Origin of the sequence: Curtobacterium sp. MCLR17_040 (assembly GCF_003234735.1) — a bacterium.
Taxonomy (GTDB): Bacteria; Actinomycetota; Actinomycetes; order Actinomycetales; family Microbacteriaceae; genus Curtobacterium; species Curtobacterium flaccumfaciens.
Map to the genome: position 1 here is coordinate 146,263 of NZ_QKTE01000005.1, position 21,039 is coordinate 167,301.

Consider the following 21,039-nt stretch of genomic DNA (forward strand, 5'->3'; position numbering starts at 1 on the left):
TATGACGACTGCAACCAGTCGGCAAGACGGGGTCTCATCAGCCGATCGCCTACCGGGACAGCGGAGCTAAGGGTGATTCGCTGAGTGCCGTGACGGCCCCCGAAGTGATCCTCGTTCACGGCTTCTACCACCAGCGGCAGCACATGCAGCCACTCCGGGCAGCTCTCGAAGAGCAGGGCGCGATCGTGCACATTCCTCGCCTGCACCGAGGGTCTCTCATCAGCTCCGTCAGCGCAGGACGCCGAGCGCCCGGGCCTCGGACACCGCGGCGGTCCGGGATCCGACGCCGAGCTTGGAGAACACGTGGACCAGGTGTGACTTCACGGTGGCGTCGGTGATGTGCAGGCGTGCTGCCACGTCGACGTTCGAGGCGCCCTCGGCGACGAGCCGGAGGACTTCGATCTCACGAGCGGACAGGCTGACCCGTGGCGCACGCATCCTTGCCATCAGGCGGCTCGCGACCGCCGGCGCGAGGGCGCTCTCACCGGCGGCTGCGGCACGGACCGCGGCGAGCAGTTCGTCGGGCGGCGTGTCCTTGAGCAGGTACCCGCTGGCCCCCGCTTCGACAGCGCCCAGGATGTCGCCGTCGCTGTCGTAGTTGGTGAGGACGAGGACGTACGGCGCGGCGTCGGTCGACCGGATCTGCCGGGTGGCGTCGGCACCGGTGCGGTCCTGCCCGAACTGCAGGTCCATCAGCACGAGGTCGGGGTCCAGGGACGCCACGAGCGCGGCGGCTTCGTCGGGTGTCGCGGCCTCCCCGACGACGTCGATGTCGACCGCCCCGTCGAGGAGTGCGCGCAGGCCGGCGCGGACGACGGGGTGGTCATCCGCGATGACGAGTCGGATCACGGGCGACCGACCTCCACGGTCGCGGTGATGGTCGTGCCGTCCCCGGGTGCGCTGTCGATGGTGAGACGGCCACCCAGCTGGTCGACACGTTCACCCATCGCGCGGAGCCCGAACGCGTCGGACGTGCCGGAGCGGGTGCCGACACGGTCGGGGTCGAAGCCGGAGCCGTCGTCCTGCACCCGCAGGGACGCGTGCGTCGCGGTGACGTCGAGGGTGATGTCGACGGTCGTGGCGCCGGCGTGCTGGGCGACGTTCGCGAGGGCCCCTTGGGCGATGCGCAGCAGAGCGGTCTGCACGTCCATCGTCAACTCCGACGCTTCGGGTGCGGCCGTCACGGTGATGCCGAGCCCCTCGCGGTGCCACTGGTCGCTGAGGCGGCGCAGTGCCGCGGGGAGGCCGGCGTCGAGGGACGGCGGTGCGAGTTCCCGGATGAACCGCCGGGTATCGGCGAGGCCGTCGGCCGCTGTGGCGCGTGCGAGGCGGATGTGCTCGATGCCCGGCCGGCCGCCGTCGGCTGCTTCGGCGGCGTGGAGGAGCATCTGGATGCTCGAGAGGTCCTGCGCGACGGTGTCGTGGATCTCGCGTGCCAGTCGGGCGCGTTCGGTGAGGACCCCCTGCTGCCGTTCGGTCGCGGCGAGTCGGTCGCGGGTGGCGAGGAGTTCCGCCAGCAGCGCCTCCCGCTCGACGGACTCGCGGGCGAGCGCCCGGTAGCCGAGGCCGATGAGCAGCGCGACCCCGGCACCGACGAGGGGCCCGATCACCCCGCCCACGGTGAAGCCGCCGTGCAGGCCCAGGGCGACGACCGCGATCAGGGTCGCTGCGACCACGGCGGCCGGCCCGACGATCCGGGGCAGGACGTGCAGGTAGAGGAAGAACAACGGGAACACCAGGTACGCCGCTTCCGGCACCAGGACGAGCAACGCCACCCACACGGCGGTCAAGGCGGTGATCCAGGCCGCTCCCACCACGGCTCGGCGTGCCTCCGGCGCGGCGGTGACACCGGCGCCGAGCAGGTACAGGACGGCGAACCCGACCACCAGGGCGATCGCCGCCCACATGGTCGGGTCACGGACGACGAGGACCCGGACGACGACGAGTGCCACGAGCGCGGCGAACAGCGCGTGCAGTCCGGTGCGGAGCCCGACGAACACGGGCGTGAGGGTGCTGTGTGCCATGTCCGTTGCAGCGTACGGCGGCCACGACCTACCGGACATCAACCAGAAGTCGGACGACAGCAGTCAACCTCCCGGCGATGGCACCGGGACCCGCGACGGCGAGGCTCGTCTGGACGGCAGGGAGCGTCCCCGCCGTCGGGAAGGAACCATCGTGTTCGTCGCTTGGCGCGACCTCCGATCCGCCCGTGGCAGGTTCGTGCTCATCGGGTCCGTGGTGTCGTTGATCACCCTCCTGGTCGGCTTCCTCGCCGGCCTGACCGGCGGCCTCGCCGCGCAGAACGTGTCCGCGGTCCTCGGCCTCCCCGGGAACCGGCTCGTCCTGCAGGAGCCCTCGATCGGGCAACCATCGTTCTCGCAGTCGACGATCGACGCCGCGACGGTGTCCGCGTGGCGGGAGTCCTCCGGCGTCGAGCACGTCACGCCGATCGGGATCGCACAGGGGCGCGCCGCCGTGCACGCCGAAGCCGCACCAGCGGTCGCCGTCGCCCTGTTCGGCGTCCCACGGGGAGCCCCCACGTCGACGGTGACCGACCTTGCTCCGAGGTCCGACGACACGGTGGGCCTGTCCGCCGGCGCAGCGAAGGACCTCGACGTCGCCGTCGGGGACGCCGTCACGATCACCGGGACGACCTACCGGGTCGCCACCGTCGGCGGAGACGCCTGGTACAGCCACACCCCCGTCGTCGCGCTCTCCCCGACGGCGTGGGCGTCGACCGACCGGCGCCTCGGCGGGGACGGCGAAGCGACCGTGCTCGCCGTCTCCGGTTCGCCGGACTGGGGCAGCACGGCGGACCGCACGCACACCGTCGCCGCGTCACCGCTCGCCAGCCTCACCGCGCTCGAGACGTTCAAGTCGGAGGTGGGGTCCCTCGGACTCATGATCGTGATGCTCTTCGGAGTCTCCGCGCTCGTCGTCGGGGCGTTCTTCACCGTGTGGACGCTGCAGCGTGCCGACGACATCGCCGTCCTGAAGGCCCTCGGCGCCTCCGACGCGTCGCTCGTGGCCGATGCCCTCGGCCAGGCACTCGTCGTCCTGGCCGCCGGCGTCGGGGTCGGGATCGGTCTCGTGTCGGTCCTGGGGACGCTCGCGAACGGTGTCCTACCGTTCCTGCTCAGCCCGCTCACCACCCTGCTGCCGGCCGCCGTGATGGTCGTCCTCGGCCTCGCCGGTGCCGCCGTCGCACTCCGCACCGTCACCAGGGCCGACCCCCTCACCGCACTCGGGAGCAACCGATGATCACCCTCGACGACGTCACCCTCACCTTCCCCGACGGCGACTCCCGCATCACGGCGGTGGACCGCGTTTCCTTGACCGCTCCGAGCGGGGTCGTCACGGGCATCACCGGGCCCTCCGGCTCCGGGAAGTCCTCACTGCTCGCGGTCGCGGCGACCCTGATCCGCCCGGACTCCGGGCACGTGTGGATCAACGACGTCGACGCGGCGACCCTGAGCCGGAACGAGGCGACGACGCTCCGCCGCGACCAGGTCGGCATCGTGTTCCAGCAGTCGAACCTCATCGAGTCGCTCACCGCTCGGGAGCAGCTGCTCGTCATGGCGGAGCTCGGCGGCGGCCACCGTGACCGGACCGCGGTGCGCACCCGTGCCGATGCGCTGCTGGCAGCGGTCGGTCTCGCCGAGCACCGCGGCAAGCGACCCGCGCAGCTCTCCGGCGGCCAGCGGCAACGGGTCGCCATCGCCCGCGCCCTGGTGAACACCCCGTCCGTCCTGCTCGTCGACGAACCCACCAGCGCGCTCGACCAGGAGCGAGGCTCCGAGATCATGGCGCTGATCGAGCGCCTCACGCACGAGCAGGGCACGGCGACGATGCTCGTCACGCACGATCTCGTCCACCGCGACGCGCTCGACCGCCTGGTCACCGTCGTCGACGGCCGCCTGACCGATGCCTGAGCGTTCGTCCCCCGAAATTCCCAACTGTGACGTATTCGAGACCTCGGGACGCGCGACGGGTGTCGATCTTCCACCGCTTTATCTCATGAGCGTGTTAGCGTGGCGCGCATGACCGACACCACCACCGTCGTCTCGCCGGCATCTCCGGCGACCGCAGCACCCCTCCGTGAGGTCGGCGCCCTGATCCGGGGCGCCCGCAAGGGCCGCAGCATGACGCAGGCCCAGCTCGCCGAACGCGTCGGCACCAGCCAGAGCGCGATCAACCGCATCGAGCAGGGCGGGCAGAACCTGTCCCTCGAGATGCTCACCCGCATCAGCGACGCCCTCGACCAGCAGATCGTCTCGATCGGCGGCGCCCCGCAGCGTGCCCACCTGCGCGTGCAGGGCGGCCGGAAGCTCAGCGGCTCCATCGCGGTGAACTCGAGCAAGAACGCCGCCGTGGCACTGCTCTGCGCCTCGCTGCTCAACCGCGGCGTGACCCGGCTGCACAAGGTCGCCCGGATCGTCGAGGTCGACCGCATCATCGACGTGCTCCGCAGCCTCGGTGCGAGCGTCACTTGGTCGGAGGACGGCGAGACCCTCGAGATCGTCGCCCCCGACGACCTGCACCTCGACGCGATCGACGCCGACGCCGCCCGCCGCACCCGCAGCGTGCTCATGTTCCTCGGCCCGCTCAGCGGCCGGTACGAGTCCTTCCGCCTGCCCTACGCCGGCGGCTGCGATCTCGGCACCCGCACGGTCGAGCCGCACCTCATCGCGCTCCGTCCGTTCGGCGTGGACGTCGAGGCGACCTCCGGTTGGTACGAGGTCGACGTCGCGAACCAGGCCGTCCCCACCAAGTCGGTCGTGCTCACCGAGCGCGGCGACACCGTGACCGAGAACGCGATCCTGGCCGCCGCGGCCCGCGACAGCGAGACCGTCATCCGGAACGCCAGCCCCAACTACATGGTGCAGGACCTCTGCTTCTTCCTCGAGCTGCTCGGGGTGCAGATCGAGGGCATCGGCACCACCACGCTCCGCATCACCGGCAAGAGCAAGATCGACGAGGTCGTGGACTACTGGCCGAGCGAGGACCCGGTCGAGGCGATGAGCCTGCTGACCGCGGGCATCGTCACCGCGTCGACCCTCACCGTGACCCGTGCACCGATCGAGTTCCTCGAGATCGAGCTCGCGACCCTGGCCGAGATGGGCCTGCGCTTCGACGTCACCGAGGAGTACGCCGCCGCCAACGGCCGCACCCGCCTCGTCGACATCACGGTGTACCCATCCGAACTGCACGCGCCGATCGACAAGATCCACGCGATGCCGTTCCCCGGCCTGAACATCGACAACCTGCCGTTCTTCGTCGTCATCGCGGCCATGGCCGAGGGCACCACGCTCGTGCACGACTGGGTCTACGAGGGCCGGGCGATCCACCTGCTCGACCTCACGCGCCTCGGTGCGAGCGTCACCCTGCGTGACCCGCACCGCCTCGACGTGACCGGTCCGACGCACTTCTCGGGTGCCGAGATCAGCTGCCCGCCGGCGCTGCGGCCCGCCGTGGTGATCCTGCTGGCGATGCTCGCGGCGAAGGGCGAGAGCGTCCTGCGCAACGTCGGCATCATCGCCCGTGGCTACGAGCAGCTGCAGGAGCGCCTCAACTCGCTCGGCGCGTCCATCGAGACGTTCCACGACTGACGCTGAACCCCCGCAAGACACCGGTGTTCGCCGGTTGAACACGCGCAGACCGCGGTTCAGCACGCGAACACCGGTGTTTTGCGTTTCCCCTGACCGGCCCGTCCCCGCAAGTGGGGACGGGCCGTCACCCGTCTGACGGGGTCCCCACGGGCCTCCAGGCCGATGCCCAGGAGCGCTCCATGCGCCGCCCAGGCCGACCGTGCTGGATGGGCAGATGGCCACGAGATCACTCCTGACCGTCCCCCTGCTCATCACCGTCGCGGCCGCCGCGGCGGCCTGGCTGGTGCTCGGCCCCGCCGCAGCGCTCGCCTTCGTGGCCCTCGCGTTCCTCGAGATCGCGATGGCCGCGGACTCGTCCGTGCCGATGGCCGGCATCGCCGGCCGGCTGCACTCCCCCGCCCGGCGGCTGTTCCTGTCGCTCGGCATCGTCGCGGGCGTGCTCGCGATGCGCCTGCTCCTGCCGCCGGCCGCCGTCGCGGTCGGTGACGCGACCGATCCGGCCAGCTCGGTGGAGGAAGCCGTCTTCGCGCCCGGCTCGTTCTCCGCGCACCTGGCCGAGGTGCGTCCCGCCCTCGCCGCCTTCGGCGCCGCGTTCATCTGGCAGGTCTTCGCCGAGTACCTGTTCAACACCGACCGCGCGTCCCGCAGGTCGTGGCTGGGCAGCCTGGAGGCGCGGCTCGCCTCCGTCGCGCGACCCCGCGTCTGGTCGCTGGTCACCGCTGCGACGGGGGTCGTGGTGACCTCCGTGCTCGTCGGGTCGCGTTCCGGGTGGGCCGCCGGTGCGCTGCTGCCGGTCGCGCTCGGCGGGGTGGCCGGCATCGCCGCGTACCTCGTGTCGAAGCGGACCGCGGCATGCGCGCTGCGCAGCGGCCCCGGCGGCGGCGGGTCGGACACGGCGTCGATCGGGGTCGGCCGCGGAGCCTGGCGCATCCACCTGTACGCGTCGACGGTCGTGTTCGAGCGGGGGCTCGTCGTGTTCATGCTGTTCGAGATCCTCGACGGCGTGTACAGCCTGTCGGGGTCCGGGCCGCTCGGGTCGGACGGGCTCGGGGCGCTCGAGCAGGCCGCGGTCGCCATCGGGGCGATCGGGGTGGGCGCGGTGTTCCTGGCCCGCCTGACCTCGCGGGTCGACCAGGCTGCGGGGCTCAAGCGGCTGCGGTACCTGAAGGCCGGGGCGGCGTACGTCCTCGGGGTGCTGTCGGTGCTGCTGTGGGCGAGTCTGCTCGTGCCGATCCCGGGCGTCGTCGTGGGGTGGTTCGGGACCGTCGTGATCGGGTCGGCGCTGGTGAGCTCCCTGCCGTGGCGCGCGTGGTGGCGGCGGGTGGTGCGGCGGCCGCGGGCGGTGTGAGCGGGCGCTCGTGACGCGTCGTGCGCTGTGGTGCGGCGCGTCGTTCGGCTGTGCGCGGCCTGTCGTCCGGCTGTGCGCGGCGCGTCGTCCGGCTGTGTGCGGCGCGTCGTCCGGCTGTTCTGGAAGGATCCACCGTGGATCGGCGTTGACTGGCGGGTCGGACGACGATCGGAGTGCACGTGCTGGGACCGGAACTGGTGGTCGTGCTCGGCCTCGCCATCGCACTGACGGCGGCCGTGGCCGACCGGATCCGGATCGCACCACCCGTGCTGCTCCTGGTCTTCGGCGCGCTGCTCGGGCTCGTGCCGGAGTTCGCGGACGTCGAGCTCCCCGCCGAGGCCGTGCTGCTGCTGTTCCTGCCGGCGCTGCTCTACTGGGAGAGCCTGACGACGTCGCTCCGCGAGATCCGGAAGAACCTGCGCGGCATCGTCCTGATGGGCACCCTGCTCGTCGTGGTGACCGCCGGTGCCGTCGCCGTCCTGCTGCACCTGCTCGGGATGCCGTGGGGACCGGCCTGGGTGCTCGGCGCCGCGGTCGCCCCGACCGACGCGACCGCGGTCGGCGTGCTCACGAAGATGCTGCCCCGGCGGAACGTCACCGTGCTCCGCGCCGAGAGCCTGGTGAACGACGGCACCACCCTCGTCGTCTACGGCATCGCGGTGGCCGTCACCGTCGGGACGCAGGAACTCACGTTCTGGGGCGTGTCCGGCATGCTCGTCCTGTCGTACATCGGCGGGGTCGCCGCCGGGCTCGCCGCCGCCTGGATCGGGACGATGGTGCTGCGGCGCGTCGACACCGTCGTGCTCGAGAACCTCGTCACCCTGCTCGTGCCCTTCGCAGCCTTCCTGGCCGCCGAGGCCATCGGCGCCTCCGGCGTGCTCGCCGTCGTGGCCGCCGGCATCGTCGTCAGCCAGGTCGGTCCCAAGCTCGACCGTGCCGAGACCCGTCAGCAGGTGCGCGCGTTCTGGTCGTTCCTGACCTTCCTGCTCAACGGCGCGCTGTTCGTCCTGGTCGGCATCGAGGCGATGGTCGCCGCACGTGCACTCGACCCCGCCGACCTGCTGCGCGGGACCGGGATCGTCTTCGCGGTCGCGGTGCTGCTCGTCATCGTGCGGTTCGCGTTCCTGAACGCCGCGGGCGGGACCATCTGGCTCGTCACCCGACGCACCGGCGGAGAACCCCGCGAGGGGCACCGCGACCGGCTGGTCAGCGGGTTCGCCGGCTTCCGGGGCGCGGTGTCGCTCGCGATGGCCGTCGCCGTGCCGCGCACCCTCGAGTCCGGTGGCGGCTTCCCCGAGCGGGACCTCATCGTCTTCGTCACCGCCGGCGTGGTCATCGTCACGATCGTCGGCCAGGCCCTCGTGCTGCCGGCCGTCCTGCGTCGCGCCGCGCTGCCCGAGGACGAGTCCGTCAGCGAGGAACGTCGCTACGCCGAACGCACCGCGATCGAGGAGGCACTCGATGCGCTCCCCCGCCTCGCACGGTCGACCGGAGCCGATCGTGCGACCGTCGATCGCCTGCGGAAGGAGTACGAGGCGCACCTCGACGTGATCGAGGCCCGCGAAGGGGACGACGACGACCACCCCGCGCTGCAGCGGCACGACAACGCGGTCGCCCTCGAGCTCGCACTCGTCCAGCACAAGGCGAACACCCTGTTGCGCCTGCGGGACGCCGACGAGATCGACGACCTGGTGCTGCGTCAGGTGCGTGCCGGGTACGACGCGGAAGAGGCGCGGCTGGACGGCATCGAATCGGTAGCGTCACCGCCCACGTCGTCGTAGGGCGACTCCGGGCGCACCTGGTCGAACCGGGCGTACCCGGTCGGTCGTTCCGATCAGGTATGCCCGTTCCGCGTTCCCATCGCACCGGGAACGCTAGCCTGGCCGCAGTGATCCTCCGTCTCTCTCGGTGACCCACCGGCCACCCAGCACCACCGGTTCGCCCCGCCGACGCGCGGGGGTGGTCTCGTGCGCCCGGACGGGGAACTCCACCAGGAGTTCCCCCGCACCCGGCACACCATCCAGACCACCAGAGGAAGACCACTCCATGACGACCACCGACCGGTCCGCCCTGCGCGCGGACTGCGGCAACTGCTTCGCGCTCTGCTGCACCGCCTTCGGGTTCCAGCGCTCCGCCGACTTCCCGATCGACAAACCCGCCGGCACCCCCTGCGGCAACCTCGCTGACGACTTCTCCTGCACCATCCACCAGGCGCTGCGGCCGCGCGGGTTCCGGGGCTGCACCGTCTTCGACTGCTCCGGTGCTGGCCAGTACGTGTCCCAGACCCTCTACGACGGGGTCAGTTGGCATGACCACCCTGACTCCCGCGCGGAGATGTTCCGGGTGTTCCCGATCGTCCGCAGGTTGCACGAGATGCTCTGGCACCTCGCCGAGGCACAGGACCGTGCGGTGACCCCGGACTCAGCAGACGACGCTGCCCTGCTCGCGCAGGAGATCCGGCGAAGCCTCGACGCCGGTCGGCCGACGCTCCTCGCGCTGGACGTCGAGCCGCTGCACGCTCGAGTGCGCGACGTCCTGATCGAGGTGAGCGCCGAGGTCCGAGGCCGGTACAACGCCGGGGCGGACGACGCTCCGGACGGCCTGTTGCGACCGGGGGCGGACCTCGCCGGTCGCGACCTCCGCGCAAGGTCGCTGCGCGGGGCCGACCTGCGGGGAGCCGCGATGATCGCGGCAGACCTGCGCGGTGTCGACCTGTCCGGTGTCGACCTTCTCGGCGCGGACCTCCGGGATGCGCGGGTCGACGGAGCCGACCTGTCCACAGCGGTGTTCCTCACACAGGCGCAGGTGAACGCGGCGCGCGGAGACGGCACCACGGCGCTGCCCCGTGGTGTCGATCGACCGACACACTGGCCGTCGACGGCCGCCCCGGTTTCGCCCACGGCGCCGCGCTGAGACCGCGGATCGGCCGGTCAAGGCCTCGCGTCGAACCGTCGGCGGTAGCTCGAGGGTGTGCTGCCGAACGCCACGGCGAAGTTCTGCCGCAGCGTGACCGGGTTGCCGAACCCGCACGCTGCGGCGATCCGGTCGACGGGCAGGTCGGTGGTCTCGAGCAGCCGACGGGCCTCGTCCAGACGGCGACTCCGTACCCAGGCCGCCGGGGTGGTGCCGGTCGACGCCTTGAAGGCCCGGACGAAGCTGCGGCGGCTCATGTGGGCCGCCGCAGCGAGTCGGTCGACGCCGAGCTCCTCGTCCAGGTGCTCCACCGCCCAGGCCGATGCCGTCGCCACCGGGTCGTCGCCCCGACGCTGCACGACCGGCCGCTCGATGTACTGAGCCTGCCCGCCTTCGCGGTGCGGCGCGACGACCAGGCTGCGCGCGACCCGGTTCGCCGCCTCGGCGCCCAGCCGCGTCCGCACGACGTGCAGGCACGCGTCCAGCCCGGACGCCGTGCCCGCCGAGGTCAGCACGTCACCGTGGTCGACGTAGAGCACGTCGGCGTCCACGGTGACGTCGGGGTGTGCGGCGGCGAGCCGGTCGACCTCGCGCCAGTGCGTGACGGCGCTGCGTCCCGCGAGGAGCCCGGCACCGGCGACCGCGATCGACCCGAGGCACAGACCGACCACGACCGATCCCCGCGCGTGCGCGTCGACGACCGCCCGTTCCGTCGGTGCCGGCAGTCGGGTGCCGTCGTCGGTCCAGGACGGCACCACGACCAGGTCGGCGTCCGCCGTGGCGTCGAGCCCCTGCACGGGACCGAGCGTCAGCCCCTCGGCGGTCCGGACCGAACCGCGCCGGTCGGAGAAGACGACGGTCTCCCAGTCGGCGAGCCCGAGCCGGGTGACCTCGTCGAACACCATCTGCGGGACCGACAGGTGGAACATCGTGATGCCGTCGAAGGCGTAGATGGCGATCCGCACGCGGGACTCCTCCGGTTTGGCCTGGATCCATCGTACCGACGCACGCGTGCCAATCGCACCGAGGGTGTCGGCGGACGAGGATCGTCGAGTACGCCTACCGACCCAAGGAGCTCCCGTGTCCGATCCCCAGCGCGCCCTCGTCCTCGTCGACATCCAGCTGGAGTACTTCAGCGGTCCACTCGAGGTCCGGTTCCCGCCCGTCCGCGACGCGCTCGCGCAGATCACGACCGCGATCGACGCCGCGACCGCTGCCGGCACGCCGATCGTCGTCGTCCAGCACACCGCCGGTGACGCTGCGCCGGTGTTCAACCCGACGACGGAGGCGTTCGCCCTGCACCCCGAGATCGAGCGACGACGGACGCCCCAGTGGCATCAGGTCACGAAGCGGTTCAGCTCCATCTTCGCCCACACGGACCTGCTCGCCTGGTTGCAGGAGCGGTCGATCGACACGGTCACCCTGGTCGGCTTCATGACGAACAACTGCATCATCGCCTCGGCAGCCGAGGCGGAGGCGCTCGGCGTCTCGGTCGAGGTGCTGTCCGACGCGACCGGCGCGATCAACATCGTCAACGCCGGCGGGGCCGTGTCCGCCGAGACGGTGCACCGCACGCTGATGGCGTTGTTGCAGTCGAACCTCGCCGCGGTCGCACCGACCGCGGAGTGGACGTCGGCACTCACCGCCGGAGTCGCGATCCCCGGGGACGCGCTGCCGACCTCGGCCGTCGCGGGAACCCAGCGGTTCCCGGGCTGACATCCGTTCTCATCTATAAATGTATTGCTACTTCTGCATATGTGATCTACGCTGAGGGCATCCCAACCGACGATCAGCAGGAGGTCACCATGGCCGAGCACGAGAACAGCGCAGAGCACACCGTCGCCGAGCACACCCACCAGGACGGCTGCGGCCACGAGACGGTCCAGCACGAGGACCACGTCGACTTCGTCCACGACGGCCACAAGCACGCCCAGCACGGCGACCACTACGACGAGCACTGATCTCCTGATCAGCGCAGGCCCGTGATCAGCACCGATCGACGGACCTGCACGACGGCCCCGACGCACCGCGCCGGGGCCGTCGTGTTGCATGCACGTATGCGCGTGCGCTTACATGAGTCCATGTCAGACGGGATCGAAGCAGCAGCCGAACTCTTCAAGGCGCTGTCCTCGCCCGCCCGACTCCGGATCCTGTCGGCGTTGATCTCCCAGCCTTCCGACGTCGGCTCCCTCGCCGACGCGACCGAGCTGTCGCAGCCCCTGGTGTCCCAGCACCTCCGCACGCTGCGGCTCGCGGGCATCGTGCAGGTCGAGCGCATCGGGCGGAACGCCGTCTACTCGCTGCACGACGAGCACATCGCGCACATCGTCGGTGACGCGGTGAGCCACGTCAGCGAGTCCGAAGCCGACTGAACCGCCGACCGCGGGCAGAGTCCGTTCAGCAGCAGTCGCAGCCGTCGCCCTCGCGCTCCCCCGTCAGCGCCGACACCGGCTGCTTGCACGCGTCGCCGCGCCAGGCTTCGAGCCCCTCGCGCACGGCGAACACGACCACGACGAGTCCGGCGAGCGGGTCCGCCCACCACCAGCCGAACAGGCTGTTCGCCAGCAGGCCGAGCAGCACCGCCGCCGACAGGTAGCTGCAGATCAGCGTCTGCTTCGAGTCGGCGATCGACGACGCCGAACCGAGTTCGCGTCCGGTCCGCCGTTCGAGGAGGCTCAGGAACGGCATGACCGCCAGGCTCACCGCGGCCAGCACGATGCCGACCGGACTGTGCTCCGGCGACCGGACACCCGTGAAGGTCAGGACGGCATCGACACTGACCACGACGGCGAGCCCGAAGAACGAGACCGCGATCACCCGCAGTGCCGTTCGTTCCCGGGCCTCCGGGTCACGCCCGGCGAACTGCCACGCGACGGCCGCTGCCGACAGGACCTCGACGATCGAGTCGAGCCCGAAGCCGATCAACGCGGTGGACGAGGCAACCGAACCGGCGGCGATCGCCACGACGGCCTCGATCACGTTGTAGGCGATGGTCGCCGCGACGATCCACCTGATCCGTCTCCGGAGCACGCCGACACGAGCCGGTGCGAGCGACACCGCGGTCGTGGTCACCGCTCGACCTCGCATCCGTCGTCGTCGGTGACGTCCACCGCCAACACCACGTCGACCAGGGACTCGAGCGCGCGGGTGAGGTTGCGGTCGGCGATCTCGTAGCGGGTCCGACGCCCCTCGGGCACGGCGACGACGATCCCGCAGCCGCGCAGGCACGCCAGGTGGTTCGACACGTTCGTCCGCGTCAACTCGAGTTCCTGGGCGAGCCGCGCTGGGTAGCCGGGTCCGTCGAGCAACCGGAGCAGGATCCGCGCACGCGTGGGGTCGGAGAGCGCCCGCCCGAGACGGTTCAACACGTCGTGCCGCGAGGCAATGGTCAGCATGCGCTGACCATACATCGGGCCACGCCCAGACCGCCACCGATCCGGACGACGCGTCGCGCTCCCGGGCAGCGTTCGGGCTCAGACCTCCCTGAGCCGACGCCCGGTCAACCCGTCGTTCCAGTTCGTGCGGGTGCCGCCAGCGCCCGATGCGTGGGGACCCGGATGGCCGTCCGGACGCTCACACCGCCAGCGGTCGAAGACGCTGCAGCATCGGTGGTCGGACTGGTGGTCGGTGTCGGGGTTCTCGCGCATCGCACCGATGAGACGTCGCGACGCGCCGATTCGTCACGGACCGGCGTCGAACTCCCTGCACCACGAACGACGGTGAGCAGGAACGGTCGAGTCCCCCTTCAGCACCCGACCGTTCCTGCTCACCAAGCGCCCGCGACCCGAGACGCGAGCGCAGCACCCGCGACCCGAGCCCCCGCGCCTAGCGCTTCAGGTTCGTGAGCTCCTGCAGCACCTCGTCCGAGGTGGTGATGATGCGGGCGTTCGCCTGGAACCCTCGCTGCGCCACGATCAGGTTCGTGAACTCCTGCGACAGGTCAACGTTCGACATCTCGAGCGTCCCCGCCGCGAGCGAACCGACGCCCGCCGAGCCGGGGCCGCCGACCGTCGCCCCGCCCGAGTTCGCCGTGGCGCGGTAGCCCGACGCCCCGGTCTTCTCGAGGCCGGCCGGGTTGGCGAACGTGGCGAGCGCGATGCGGCCGAGCGCGAGCGACGCGCCGTTCGAGAACGTGCCGGTGACGGTGCCGTCCTTCGAGATCGAGTAGCCCTGCAGCGCGCCGGCCTCGCGGCCGTTCTGCGAGCCGATCGCCGCGGTGTTGAGCGAGGCGAACCCGGTCAGGTCGCCCATGTCGACCCGGATGCCCCCGACGGCGAGGGTGCCGCCGGCGGTCAGCTTGCCGTCGGTGCCGAAGGTCAGCGAGGTCGTCGCCGTGGTGCCCTGGCCGTTGCGCCCGGTGACGTCCCAGCCGTCGGCGGTGCGCGTGTAGGCGAGCGACATCGTGTGCTTGGCACCCGAGGCGTCGTACACGGTGGCCTCGCGGGTGATGGTCTGGCCGACGGCGGTCTCGGACGGCAGGTTGCCGGCGACGGTGGCGGCGGTGGTGCGGACCGCCGGGGCCGCTGCTTCGAGCGGCAGCGTGATGTCGGACAGCTGGCCGTTCTCGTTGACGACGCCGTTCGTGGCCGGGTAGCCCTGCACGATCTTGCCGTCGGCGGTGACCAGGCGGCCGTTGGCGTCGAAGTCGAACGCCCCGGCACGGGTGTAGACGGTGTCGTTGCCCAGGCGGGTGACGAAGAACCCGTCGCCCGAGATCATCAGGTCGGTGGCCTTGCCGGTGGCCTGCGCCGAGCCCTGCGAGAAGTTCGTGGAGACTCCGGCGACCTGCACGCCGAGGCCGATCTGGGCGGGGTTCGTGCCGCCGATGCCGGTCTGCGGTCCGCCGGCACCCTGGGTCATCTGCGACAGGGTGTCCTGGAACACGGTCGTCGACGACTTGAAGCCGACGGTGTTCACGTTGGCGATGTTGTTGCCGGTGACGTCGAGCATCTGCTGGTGGGAGCGGAGGCCGGAGATCCCGGAGTAGAGCGAGCGGAGCATGGTGCGTCCTTTCGGAGAGGCAGGAAGAGCGAGGAAGTACGAGGAAGAGCGAGGAAGAACAGAGAAGGAAACAGCGGGCGTCAGGACGCCGGAGCGGTGGTGGTGATGCCGGAGATCACGTCGAGAGCGACCTCCTTCCCGTTCACGGTGACCGTGGGGACGCTGTTCGCGTACGACACGGCCGAGGCGGTCCCGGTGACGGACTTGCCCGAGTCGGCGTCGGTGTAGCTGACCTGCTTGCCGACGAGGTTCGCTGCGGCGATGCGCATCTGGAGCGAGAAGTTCTCGTTCCCCGTCGTGGTCTGGTTGGTGATCTGCTCCATCATCGCGAGCTGCGTCTGCTGGCCGATCATCTGGTTGGTGTCCATCGGCGACGACGGGTCCTGGTTGCGCAGCTGCGTGACGAGCAGCTTCATGAAGACCTCGGAGTCCATCGTCTGGGACTTCTGGGCGGTGGAGTTCGCGGCGAGGGCCGCGGCCTGCGCGGTCGGGTCCACGCTGCCGGTGATGCCGTCGATGGGCATGGTGCGTTCCTGTTCGTGAGCCGGATCAGGCGAGGACGTCGAGTCCCGCGGTGCGGATGGAGGGCGTGTGGGCGGTGGGCTGCGGACGCGGGGTGACCCGCGCCTCCAGGCCGGGGTCACCAGGCAGCGCACGCGCGGCCGGACGCTCGTCGCGACCCGGCGCATCCTGCGGCTGGTTCTGCGACGACAGGTCGAGCGTGGTGCTCACACCGGTGCCGGCCGCATCCCGCCGCAGGTCCGGCAGGACCTGGCGGACGGCCTCGCGGCCGGCGTCCGACGCGGCGAACAGCTCGACGTGCATGCCGTGCGCGGTGACGTGCGCGCGGACCGTGACCGGGCCGAGGCTGTCCGGCACGACCTGCACGGTGACGACGTGCTCGCCGGGGCCGGCCTGTGCGAGCGAGAACACCGGTCGCGCCAGCTGCTGGGCGAGCGGTGCCGGGGCCGGCGCAGTCGCCGCGGCGGGCGCGGCGGTCGGCGTCGTCGACATGACGAACGGCGTCTCACCACCGCGGCTGGGGGCGACGGCCGGGAGGCCCGGATCACCCGGCGTCGACGCCTGCTGCTCCGTCCCGTGGCCGGCTCGGGAGCCGGTGCCGGTTGCCGGGGCGGCGGCCGCAACGACCGGCGCCTGCGCAGGGGTCACGGTGGCGGTGTCGCCGTCGGCGGTGCGGGAGGCGGCGGGGGCCGCGATCGCGGCAGCGGCCGTCGGGGCGGCGGTCGCCGGGGCGGTCGTGGCCGTGGTCGTCGACGCAGCGGTCGTCGTGGGGGTTGCGCCGGCGACGGTCGTCGCGGCAGCGACCGGAGACGCGGTGCCGGCGGGGGTCACGGCGGGGGGCGTCGCGGCGGTGGTCGCCGTGCCCGTCGTCGCTGCGGCAGCGGTTCCCCGTGCCGCGCCCGACGCCGGTGCCTGCTGCGGGGTCGCCATTGTGGGAGCGGTGGTCGGCGCCGGGGTCGACGGGACCGGCGTCGAGGCGTCCCCCTCCACCGACGGCGGTGTCGTGGTCGTGGTGTTGGTCGTTCCGGCGGTCACCCCTGCGGCCACGGCGGCGTGTGGGTCGCGGGCGGGCGTCTCGGCGGCGCGGCTGGCAGGAGCGATCGGTGCGGTCACGGCCACGAGTCCAGCGGCGAGCAGCGCCTGCGCGTCGACGGGCGCTGCCTCGGTCGCGGGCACCGACTGGTCCGACGCGGACGTAGACGTGGACGCGGACGCAGACGGCGTAACGGCGGTGCTCGGCGTCGCAGCCGAGCCGTCCGCCGTGCGGCCGTCGGCGTCGTCCCGCCCGGCAGCACCGTCTCCGGGGTGCCGCTCGGTCGCGACGGCGGCGGTCAGTGCCGCACCGAAGGACCCGGCAGCAGCGGGGTCGGACGATGCACCCCGGCTGGAGCCCGGAGCGGTGGGCACGGACGGCTGGGTGGCGATGGTCAGGCTCATGCGGCGCTCCCGGACTGCATCATGGACAGCAGCGCGGCGGTCTGCAGGTCGGTCGCGGAACGCGCAGCCGAGGCGGTCGGCGCGGCGACGGTCGCCGGAGCCGCCTGGGCGGGGACGATCCGGCGGATGGTCGCGATGTCGGCGTCGGAGTACCAGTTGTCGACGATCCGGACGTCCTTGCCGGGGCGCGGCGCGTGCAGCACCTTGCCGTCGCCGACGTAGATGACGACGTGGCCCTCGCCCTTCGGGATGATCAGGTCGCCGGGCTGCGCGTCCTTCAGTGAGCCGACCTCGACGCCCATCTTCGCCTGGTCCGGCACGACCCGGGGCATCGTGACCCCGAGGTCCTTGAAGACCGTCTGCACCAGGCCCGAGCAGTCCATGCCCGCGGTCGTCTCCCCGCCGAACACGTACGGCACGCCGAGGTACTTCTTCGCGTCGGCCACCACATCGGCGCCGGTCGCACCGCTGCCGGTGGCGAGGGTGCCGGCACCGGCGTCGACCGAGGTCGCCGGGGCACGGGTGGCCGTCGGGGTCGCTGCGGCCGTCGCACCGGCAGCGCTCGCGGCGCCGGTCGTGCCGTCGGCGGTCGCGAGGGCATCGGCGAAGGCCGACGATCCCGCGGCACCGCTGGTGGCGGAGGCGCTCGGGGCAGCCGTGGCCGTCCCGCCGCGCAGCGTGTCGATCTGGGACCGGATCTCCGAGATCCGGGAGAGCACCGCTTCGACGCTCATCGGGCACCACCTTCCGTGCGGCGTCGTGCCGCGATCTCGTCGAGGGCGTTCTGTTCGGTCCGGAGTTCCTCGGCCGCCTGCTGCTCGGTGTGCTTGCCCTCGAGCTTCTCGAGGCCGACGGCGGCGCGACGCGCGGCGGTGTAGTCCTGCTGCGCCCGGTCGGCGTCGGCACGGCGGTTCTGCACCACGGCGTCGAGCTCCTCGAGCATCCCGCGGGTCGCGGCACGGGCTGCGGCGACGGCGCTCAGGGTGGCGGCGTCCTGGATCGGCTGGGCGTCCTCGCTGTCGGCGAGGCTCCGGCGTGCGGCGATCCGGGCGTCGGCAGCGTCACGGACGCGCTCGTTCGCGGTGGCCAGTGTGGCGGCGGCACGGTCCTGTTCGGTGTGACGCAGGCGCAGGAGGCCGGCGAGCGGGAAACGGCGGGCCATCACGACACCCCCAGCTGCTGCACGAGGCCGCCGAGGCGCTGCCAGGACGCATCAGCCGTGGCCCGCTCGTCCATGCCCTGGCGCAGGAACGCGTCGATCGATCCCTGGTGGTCGACGGCGGCGTCCACGAGCGGGTTCGACCCGCGCTGGTACGCACCGACGTCGAGCAGGTCCTGGGCCCCGGCTCGGGCGGCCATCACCTTCCGCAGCACGGTGGCGGCGGCACGCTGCTCGGGTCGGGTGACCTTCGAGGCGACGCGGGACACCGAGCCGAGGGCGTCGACCGACGGGAAGTGCCCGGTGATCGCGAGCCTGCGGTCGAGCACGACGTGGCCGTCCAGGATGCTGCGAGCGGCGTCGGCGATCGGCTCGTTGTGGTCGTCGCCGTCGACGAGCACGGTGTACATGCCCGTGATGCTGCCGACGCGGTCGGTCCCCGCACGCTCGAGCAGTCCGGCGAGCACCGAGAACGTCGACGGCGGGTAGCCCCGGGTGGCCGGCGGTTCCCCCACCGACAGGCCGATCTCACGCTGCGCCATCGCGACGCGGGTGAGCGAGTCCATCATGAGCACGACGTCCTGCCCGGCATCGCGGAACGACTCGGCGATGCGGGTGGCGACGAACGCGGCACGCAGGCGCATGAGCGCCGGCTCGTCGGAGGTCGACACCACGACGATCGAGCGGGCGAGCCCCTCGGGTCCCAGGTCGTCCTCCAGGAACTCGCGCACCTCACGGCCGCGCTCCCCCACCAGGGCGATGACGTTGACGGCCGCGTCGCTCCCGCGCGCGATCATCGACAGCAGCGACGACTTGCCCACGCCGGACCCGGCGAACAGGCCCATGCGCTGCCCGCGGCCGACGGTGGTCAGGGTGTCGAGCACGCGGACGCCCAGCTGCATCGGGGTGTCGATGCGGGTCCGGGCCATCGCGCTCGGGGTGTCGTGGTCGAGCGGGACCCAGGTGACCGGTTCGCCGCCGGGACCCTCGAGCGGGCCGCGGTCGTCGATCGGTCGGCCGAGTCCGTCGAGCACGCGGCCGAACAGACCGGATCCGGTCGGCACGAGCACCGGGCGGCCGGTCGGACGCGCCGGGGTGCCCGCGGTCACGCCGGTCAGGCGGCCGAGCGGCATGCAGCGGACGCCCGAGGCATCGGTGGCGACGACCTCGACCGCGGTCTGCTCGCCGTCCTCGGCGCCGACCGTGACGACCTCGCCGACGCGGGCGTCGAGCCCGGCGATCGTCAGCCCCAGGCCGACGGCGCTCGTGACGACACCGACCCGCTGGGGCGCGGCCCGCAGGAGCGCCTCGTCGAGACCGCGCGGACGGAGCAGCGTGGCGGTCACCGGTCGGCTCCCGTCGCGTCGACACGGAGGGCGGTGCGGGCGCGGTCGAGCGCCGTGGCGATGCGCGCGTCGAGCATGCCGTCCGGCAGGTCGACGACGGCGTCGCCGTCGCGCAGGGCGCCGTCGGCGACGACCGGCACCGGCAGGTCGAGGCCGGCGACGCGCGCGGCGTCCGCCGGGCTGAGCCGGACGGCCACTGGGACCGTGCGGTCGACGGACGCGAGCGCCCGCCGGACGGTGGCCTCGGCGCCGGACGCGATCCGGGCCTCCCGGCTGCCCGGTCCGTCCGGACCGTCGGCGACGGTCGCGTCGTGTGCGGGCCTGGAGGCGCGGACCACGTTGCCGACGATCGCCTCGGCCAGGTCGACTGCCGCACTCGCGACCGACGCCTCGGCGTCCCCCAGGACGGGTGCGACCGTGGACAGCATGGCGTTCGTGGCGGCGTCGAGGACCGCGATCCGGCGGGCCGTGTCGGCCTGCAGCGCGGTGATCCGCGCGGCGTGCTCGGCCTCGAGCCGGGCACGCAGGGCGTCGGTCTCGGCCTGCGCGGCCCGCAGGCCGGCGGTGTAGCCGGCCGCGTGCCCGCGGACGTCCGCGCTCGACGCGCGCTCGCGTCCGGCGGGGTCGGCGAGCACCGGGAAGGCGACGCGGTGCACGACGGTGTCAGTCAACGAGCTCGTCCTCCTCGGCGCGGTGCACGGTGACGACGCCCTGGGCCTCGAGCTCGCGCACGGAGCGGACGACCTCGGCACGGGCTTCCTCGACCTGCGAGACGCGGACCGGCCCCATGGCCTGCAGTTCGTCGTCGAGCAGTTCGCGGTTGCGCTCGGACACGTTCGCGCGGATGGTCTCGACGACCGGCCCGGCTGCGCCCTTCATGGCGGTCGCGAGGATCTTCGAGTCGATGCCGCGCAGCACCTGCTGGATGTCGCGGGACTCGAGCTTCACGATGTCCTCGAAGGTCAGCATGCGGGAGCGGATGTCCTCGGCGAGCTCCGGGTCGCGGGCTTCGAGTCCCTCGAGCACGGCCTTCTCGGTGGCGACGTCCGAGCGGTTGATGATGTCGACCAGGGGCGCGATGCCACCGACGACCTCGACGCTCTCACGCGGCGACACGACGGCCCCGGCGCGCTGGCGCAGCACACCGGCGACGATGCCGACGGCCTCGGGGGTCGCGCTGCCCATGGTGGCGAAGGCCTGGGCGACGTCGGTGCGGACACGCTCGTCGATCCCGGCGAGCACGGCACTGGCCTGCCCGGGGCCCAGGTGGGCGAGCACGAGGGCGATCGTCTGCGGCAGCTCGCCCTCGAGCAGGGAGATGACCTGGCCGGGTTCGGCGTCGTCGAGGAAGTCGAACGACTGGCCGGCGAGGTTCGAGGCCAGACGGTCCATCACGCCGGCGGCCCGCTCGGCGCCGAACGACGCCTCGAGCAGCCCGAGGGCGGTCTCCTTGCCGCCGCGCTTCTGCAGCCGACCGCTCATCGTGATCCGGTGGAACTCCGACAGCGTCTGGTCGACGACGGTGTCCTCGACGCGGCGCATCCGGACGATCTCGGCGGAGATCTCCTCGGCCTCCATCTCGGTGAACTGCTTCATCACCTCGGCGGCGCGGTCGGTCTCCATCTGCATGAGGATGAGCGCGACCTTCTGCGCACCGGTCAGCGCACGGTCGCTCGGACCGGAACCGCCGCCGGGGCTCGGCAT

At 72.2% G+C, this 21,039-nt stretch carries 22 protein-coding genes; 9 read left to right on the forward strand and 13 right to left on the reverse strand.

Annotated features, from left to right (window positions below):
• Positions 1–228: 228 nt before the first annotated feature.
• Entirely contained in the window at positions 229–849 is a 621-nt protein-coding gene (locus DEJ01_RS06930; protein WP_111030030.1) for a response regulator transcription factor, read from the reverse strand.
• Positions 846–2,024, reverse strand: coding sequence for a sensor histidine kinase (locus DEJ01_RS06935; protein ID WP_111092585.1), 1,179 nt, complete (start codon positions 2,022–2,024; stop codon positions 846–848). The genes DEJ01_RS06930 and DEJ01_RS06935 overlap by 4 nt, the downstream gene beginning before the upstream one ends.
• Positions 2,025–2,175: 151 nt before the next feature.
• Here DEJ01_RS06935 and DEJ01_RS06940 point away from each other — a divergent pair, with 151 nt between their 5' ends.
• The 6 genes from DEJ01_RS06940 (at position 2,176) to DEJ01_RS06965 (ending at position 9,870) form a co-directional block, all read left to right on the forward strand.
• Entirely contained in the window at positions 2,176–3,261 is a 1,086-nt protein-coding gene (locus DEJ01_RS06940) for an ABC transporter permease (protein ID WP_111092586.1), read from the forward strand.
• Positions 3,258–3,932 carry an ABC transporter ATP-binding protein gene (locus tag DEJ01_RS06945; protein WP_111092587.1) on the forward strand — a complete coding sequence of 225 codons (675 nt, stop codon included), beginning with the start codon at positions 3,258–3,260 and terminating at the stop codon, positions 3,930–3,932. Before DEJ01_RS06940 ends, DEJ01_RS06945 begins: the two co-directional genes overlap by 4 nt.
• A 108-nt stretch (positions 3,933–4,040) precedes the next feature.
• The gene (locus DEJ01_RS06950; RefSeq protein WP_181438377.1) at positions 4,041–5,609 is read left to right on the forward strand and encodes a UDP-N-acetylglucosamine 1-carboxyvinyltransferase; all 1,569 of its coding nucleotides are present in this window, start codon (positions 4,041–4,043) and stop codon (positions 5,607–5,609) included.
• A gap of 214 nt (positions 5,610–5,823) precedes the next feature.
• Positions 5,824–6,957 carry a DUF475 domain-containing protein gene (locus tag DEJ01_RS06955; protein WP_111092588.1) on the forward strand — a complete coding sequence of 378 codons (1,134 nt, stop codon included), beginning with the start codon at positions 5,824–5,826 and terminating at the stop codon, positions 6,955–6,957.
• A gap of 179 nt (positions 6,958–7,136) precedes the next feature.
• Positions 7,137–8,738, forward strand: coding sequence for a Na+/H+ antiporter (locus tag DEJ01_RS06960; protein WP_111092610.1), 1,602 nt, complete (start codon positions 7,137–7,139; stop codon positions 8,736–8,738).
• Positions 8,739–9,003: 265 nt separating this feature from the next.
• Positions 9,004–9,870, forward strand: a complete 867-nt coding sequence (locus DEJ01_RS06965; protein WP_111092589.1) for a pentapeptide repeat-containing protein — start codon at positions 9,004–9,006, stop codon at positions 9,868–9,870.
• A gap of 17 nt (positions 9,871–9,887) precedes the next feature.
• On the opposite strand, the gene DEJ01_RS06970 is transcribed toward DEJ01_RS06965, so the two are convergent.
• Positions 9,888–10,835: a GlxA family transcriptional regulator gene (locus DEJ01_RS06970; protein WP_111092590.1), complete on the reverse strand. Its 948-nt coding sequence runs from the start codon at positions 10,833–10,835 to the stop codon at positions 9,888–9,890.
• Positions 10,836–10,950: 115 nt separating this feature from the next.
• Here DEJ01_RS06970 and DEJ01_RS06975 point away from each other — a divergent pair, with 115 nt between their 5' ends.
• The 3 genes from DEJ01_RS06975 to DEJ01_RS06985 all read left to right on the forward strand — a co-directional run bounded on the left by DEJ01_RS06975 (position 10,951) and on the right by DEJ01_RS06985 (position 12,242).
• Positions 10,951–11,586 carry an isochorismatase family protein gene (locus DEJ01_RS06975; RefSeq protein ID WP_111092591.1) on the forward strand — a complete coding sequence of 212 codons (636 nt, stop codon included), beginning with the start codon at positions 10,951–10,953 and terminating at the stop codon, positions 11,584–11,586.
• 89 nt (positions 11,587–11,675) lie between these two features.
• Complete coding sequence (locus DEJ01_RS06980; protein WP_017887460.1) at positions 11,676–11,831, forward strand: hypothetical protein; 156 nt, start codon at positions 11,676–11,678, stop codon at positions 11,829–11,831.
• Positions 11,832–11,951: 120 nt separating this feature from the next.
• Positions 11,952–12,242, forward strand: coding sequence for a helix-turn-helix transcriptional regulator (locus DEJ01_RS06985; RefSeq protein WP_111054161.1), 291 nt, complete (start codon positions 11,952–11,954; stop codon positions 12,240–12,242).
• Between the two features lie 25 nt (positions 12,243–12,267).
• On the opposite strand, the gene DEJ01_RS06990 is transcribed toward DEJ01_RS06985, so the two are convergent.
• The 10 genes from DEJ01_RS06990 to fliG all read right to left on the reverse strand — a co-directional run bounded on the left by DEJ01_RS06990 (position 12,268) and on the right by fliG (position 21,039).
• Positions 12,268–12,957 (reverse strand): cation diffusion facilitator family transporter, encoded by a 690-nt coding sequence (locus DEJ01_RS06990; RefSeq protein ID WP_111092592.1) that lies wholly within the window; start codon positions 12,955–12,957, stop codon positions 12,268–12,270.
• The gene (locus DEJ01_RS06995) at positions 12,939–13,265 is read right to left on the reverse strand and encodes a helix-turn-helix transcriptional regulator (RefSeq protein WP_111054159.1); all 327 of its coding nucleotides are present in this window, start codon (positions 13,263–13,265) and stop codon (positions 12,939–12,941) included. Before DEJ01_RS06995 ends, DEJ01_RS06990 begins: the two co-directional genes overlap by 19 nt.
• A 430-nt stretch (positions 13,266–13,695) precedes the next feature.
• On the reverse strand, positions 13,696–14,871 hold the full coding sequence (locus tag DEJ01_RS07000) for a flagellar hook protein FlgE (protein ID WP_110863826.1): 1,176 nt from the start codon (positions 14,869–14,871) through the stop codon (positions 13,696–13,698).
• Between the two features lie 80 nt (positions 14,872–14,951).
• Positions 14,952–15,395 (reverse strand): flagellar hook assembly protein FlgD, encoded by a 444-nt coding sequence (locus tag DEJ01_RS07005; RefSeq protein ID WP_071403921.1) that lies wholly within the window; start codon positions 15,393–15,395, stop codon positions 14,952–14,954.
• A 25-nt stretch (positions 15,396–15,420) separates the two neighbouring features.
• The gene (locus tag DEJ01_RS07010; RefSeq protein WP_181438379.1) at positions 15,421–16,830 is read right to left on the reverse strand and encodes a flagellar hook-length control protein FliK; all 1,410 of its coding nucleotides are present in this window, start codon (positions 16,828–16,830) and stop codon (positions 15,421–15,423) included.
• Positions 16,827–17,564 carry a C40 family peptidase gene (locus tag DEJ01_RS07020; RefSeq protein ID WP_111092594.1) on the reverse strand — a complete coding sequence of 246 codons (738 nt, stop codon included), beginning with the start codon at positions 17,562–17,564 and terminating at the stop codon, positions 16,827–16,829. The genes DEJ01_RS07010 and DEJ01_RS07020 overlap by 4 nt, the downstream gene beginning before the upstream one ends.
• Complete coding sequence (locus DEJ01_RS07025; RefSeq protein WP_071403924.1) at positions 17,561–17,992, reverse strand: flagellar FliJ family protein; 432 nt, start codon at positions 17,990–17,992, stop codon at positions 17,561–17,563. Before DEJ01_RS07025 ends, DEJ01_RS07020 begins: the two co-directional genes overlap by 4 nt.
• On the reverse strand, positions 17,992–19,335 hold the full coding sequence (locus DEJ01_RS07030; protein ID WP_071403925.1) for a FliI/YscN family ATPase: 1,344 nt from the start codon (positions 19,333–19,335) through the stop codon (positions 17,992–17,994). Before DEJ01_RS07030 ends, DEJ01_RS07025 begins: the two co-directional genes overlap by 1 nt.
• Entirely contained in the window at positions 19,332–20,006 is a 675-nt protein-coding gene (locus DEJ01_RS07035) for a hypothetical protein (protein WP_111092595.1), read from the reverse strand. Before DEJ01_RS07035 ends, DEJ01_RS07030 begins: the two co-directional genes overlap by 4 nt.
• A complete protein-coding gene (fliG, locus tag DEJ01_RS07040; protein ID WP_071244891.1) occupies positions 19,999–21,039 on the reverse strand; it encodes a flagellar motor switch protein FliG in 1,041 nt (346 codons plus the stop codon). Before fliG ends, DEJ01_RS07035 begins: the two co-directional genes overlap by 8 nt.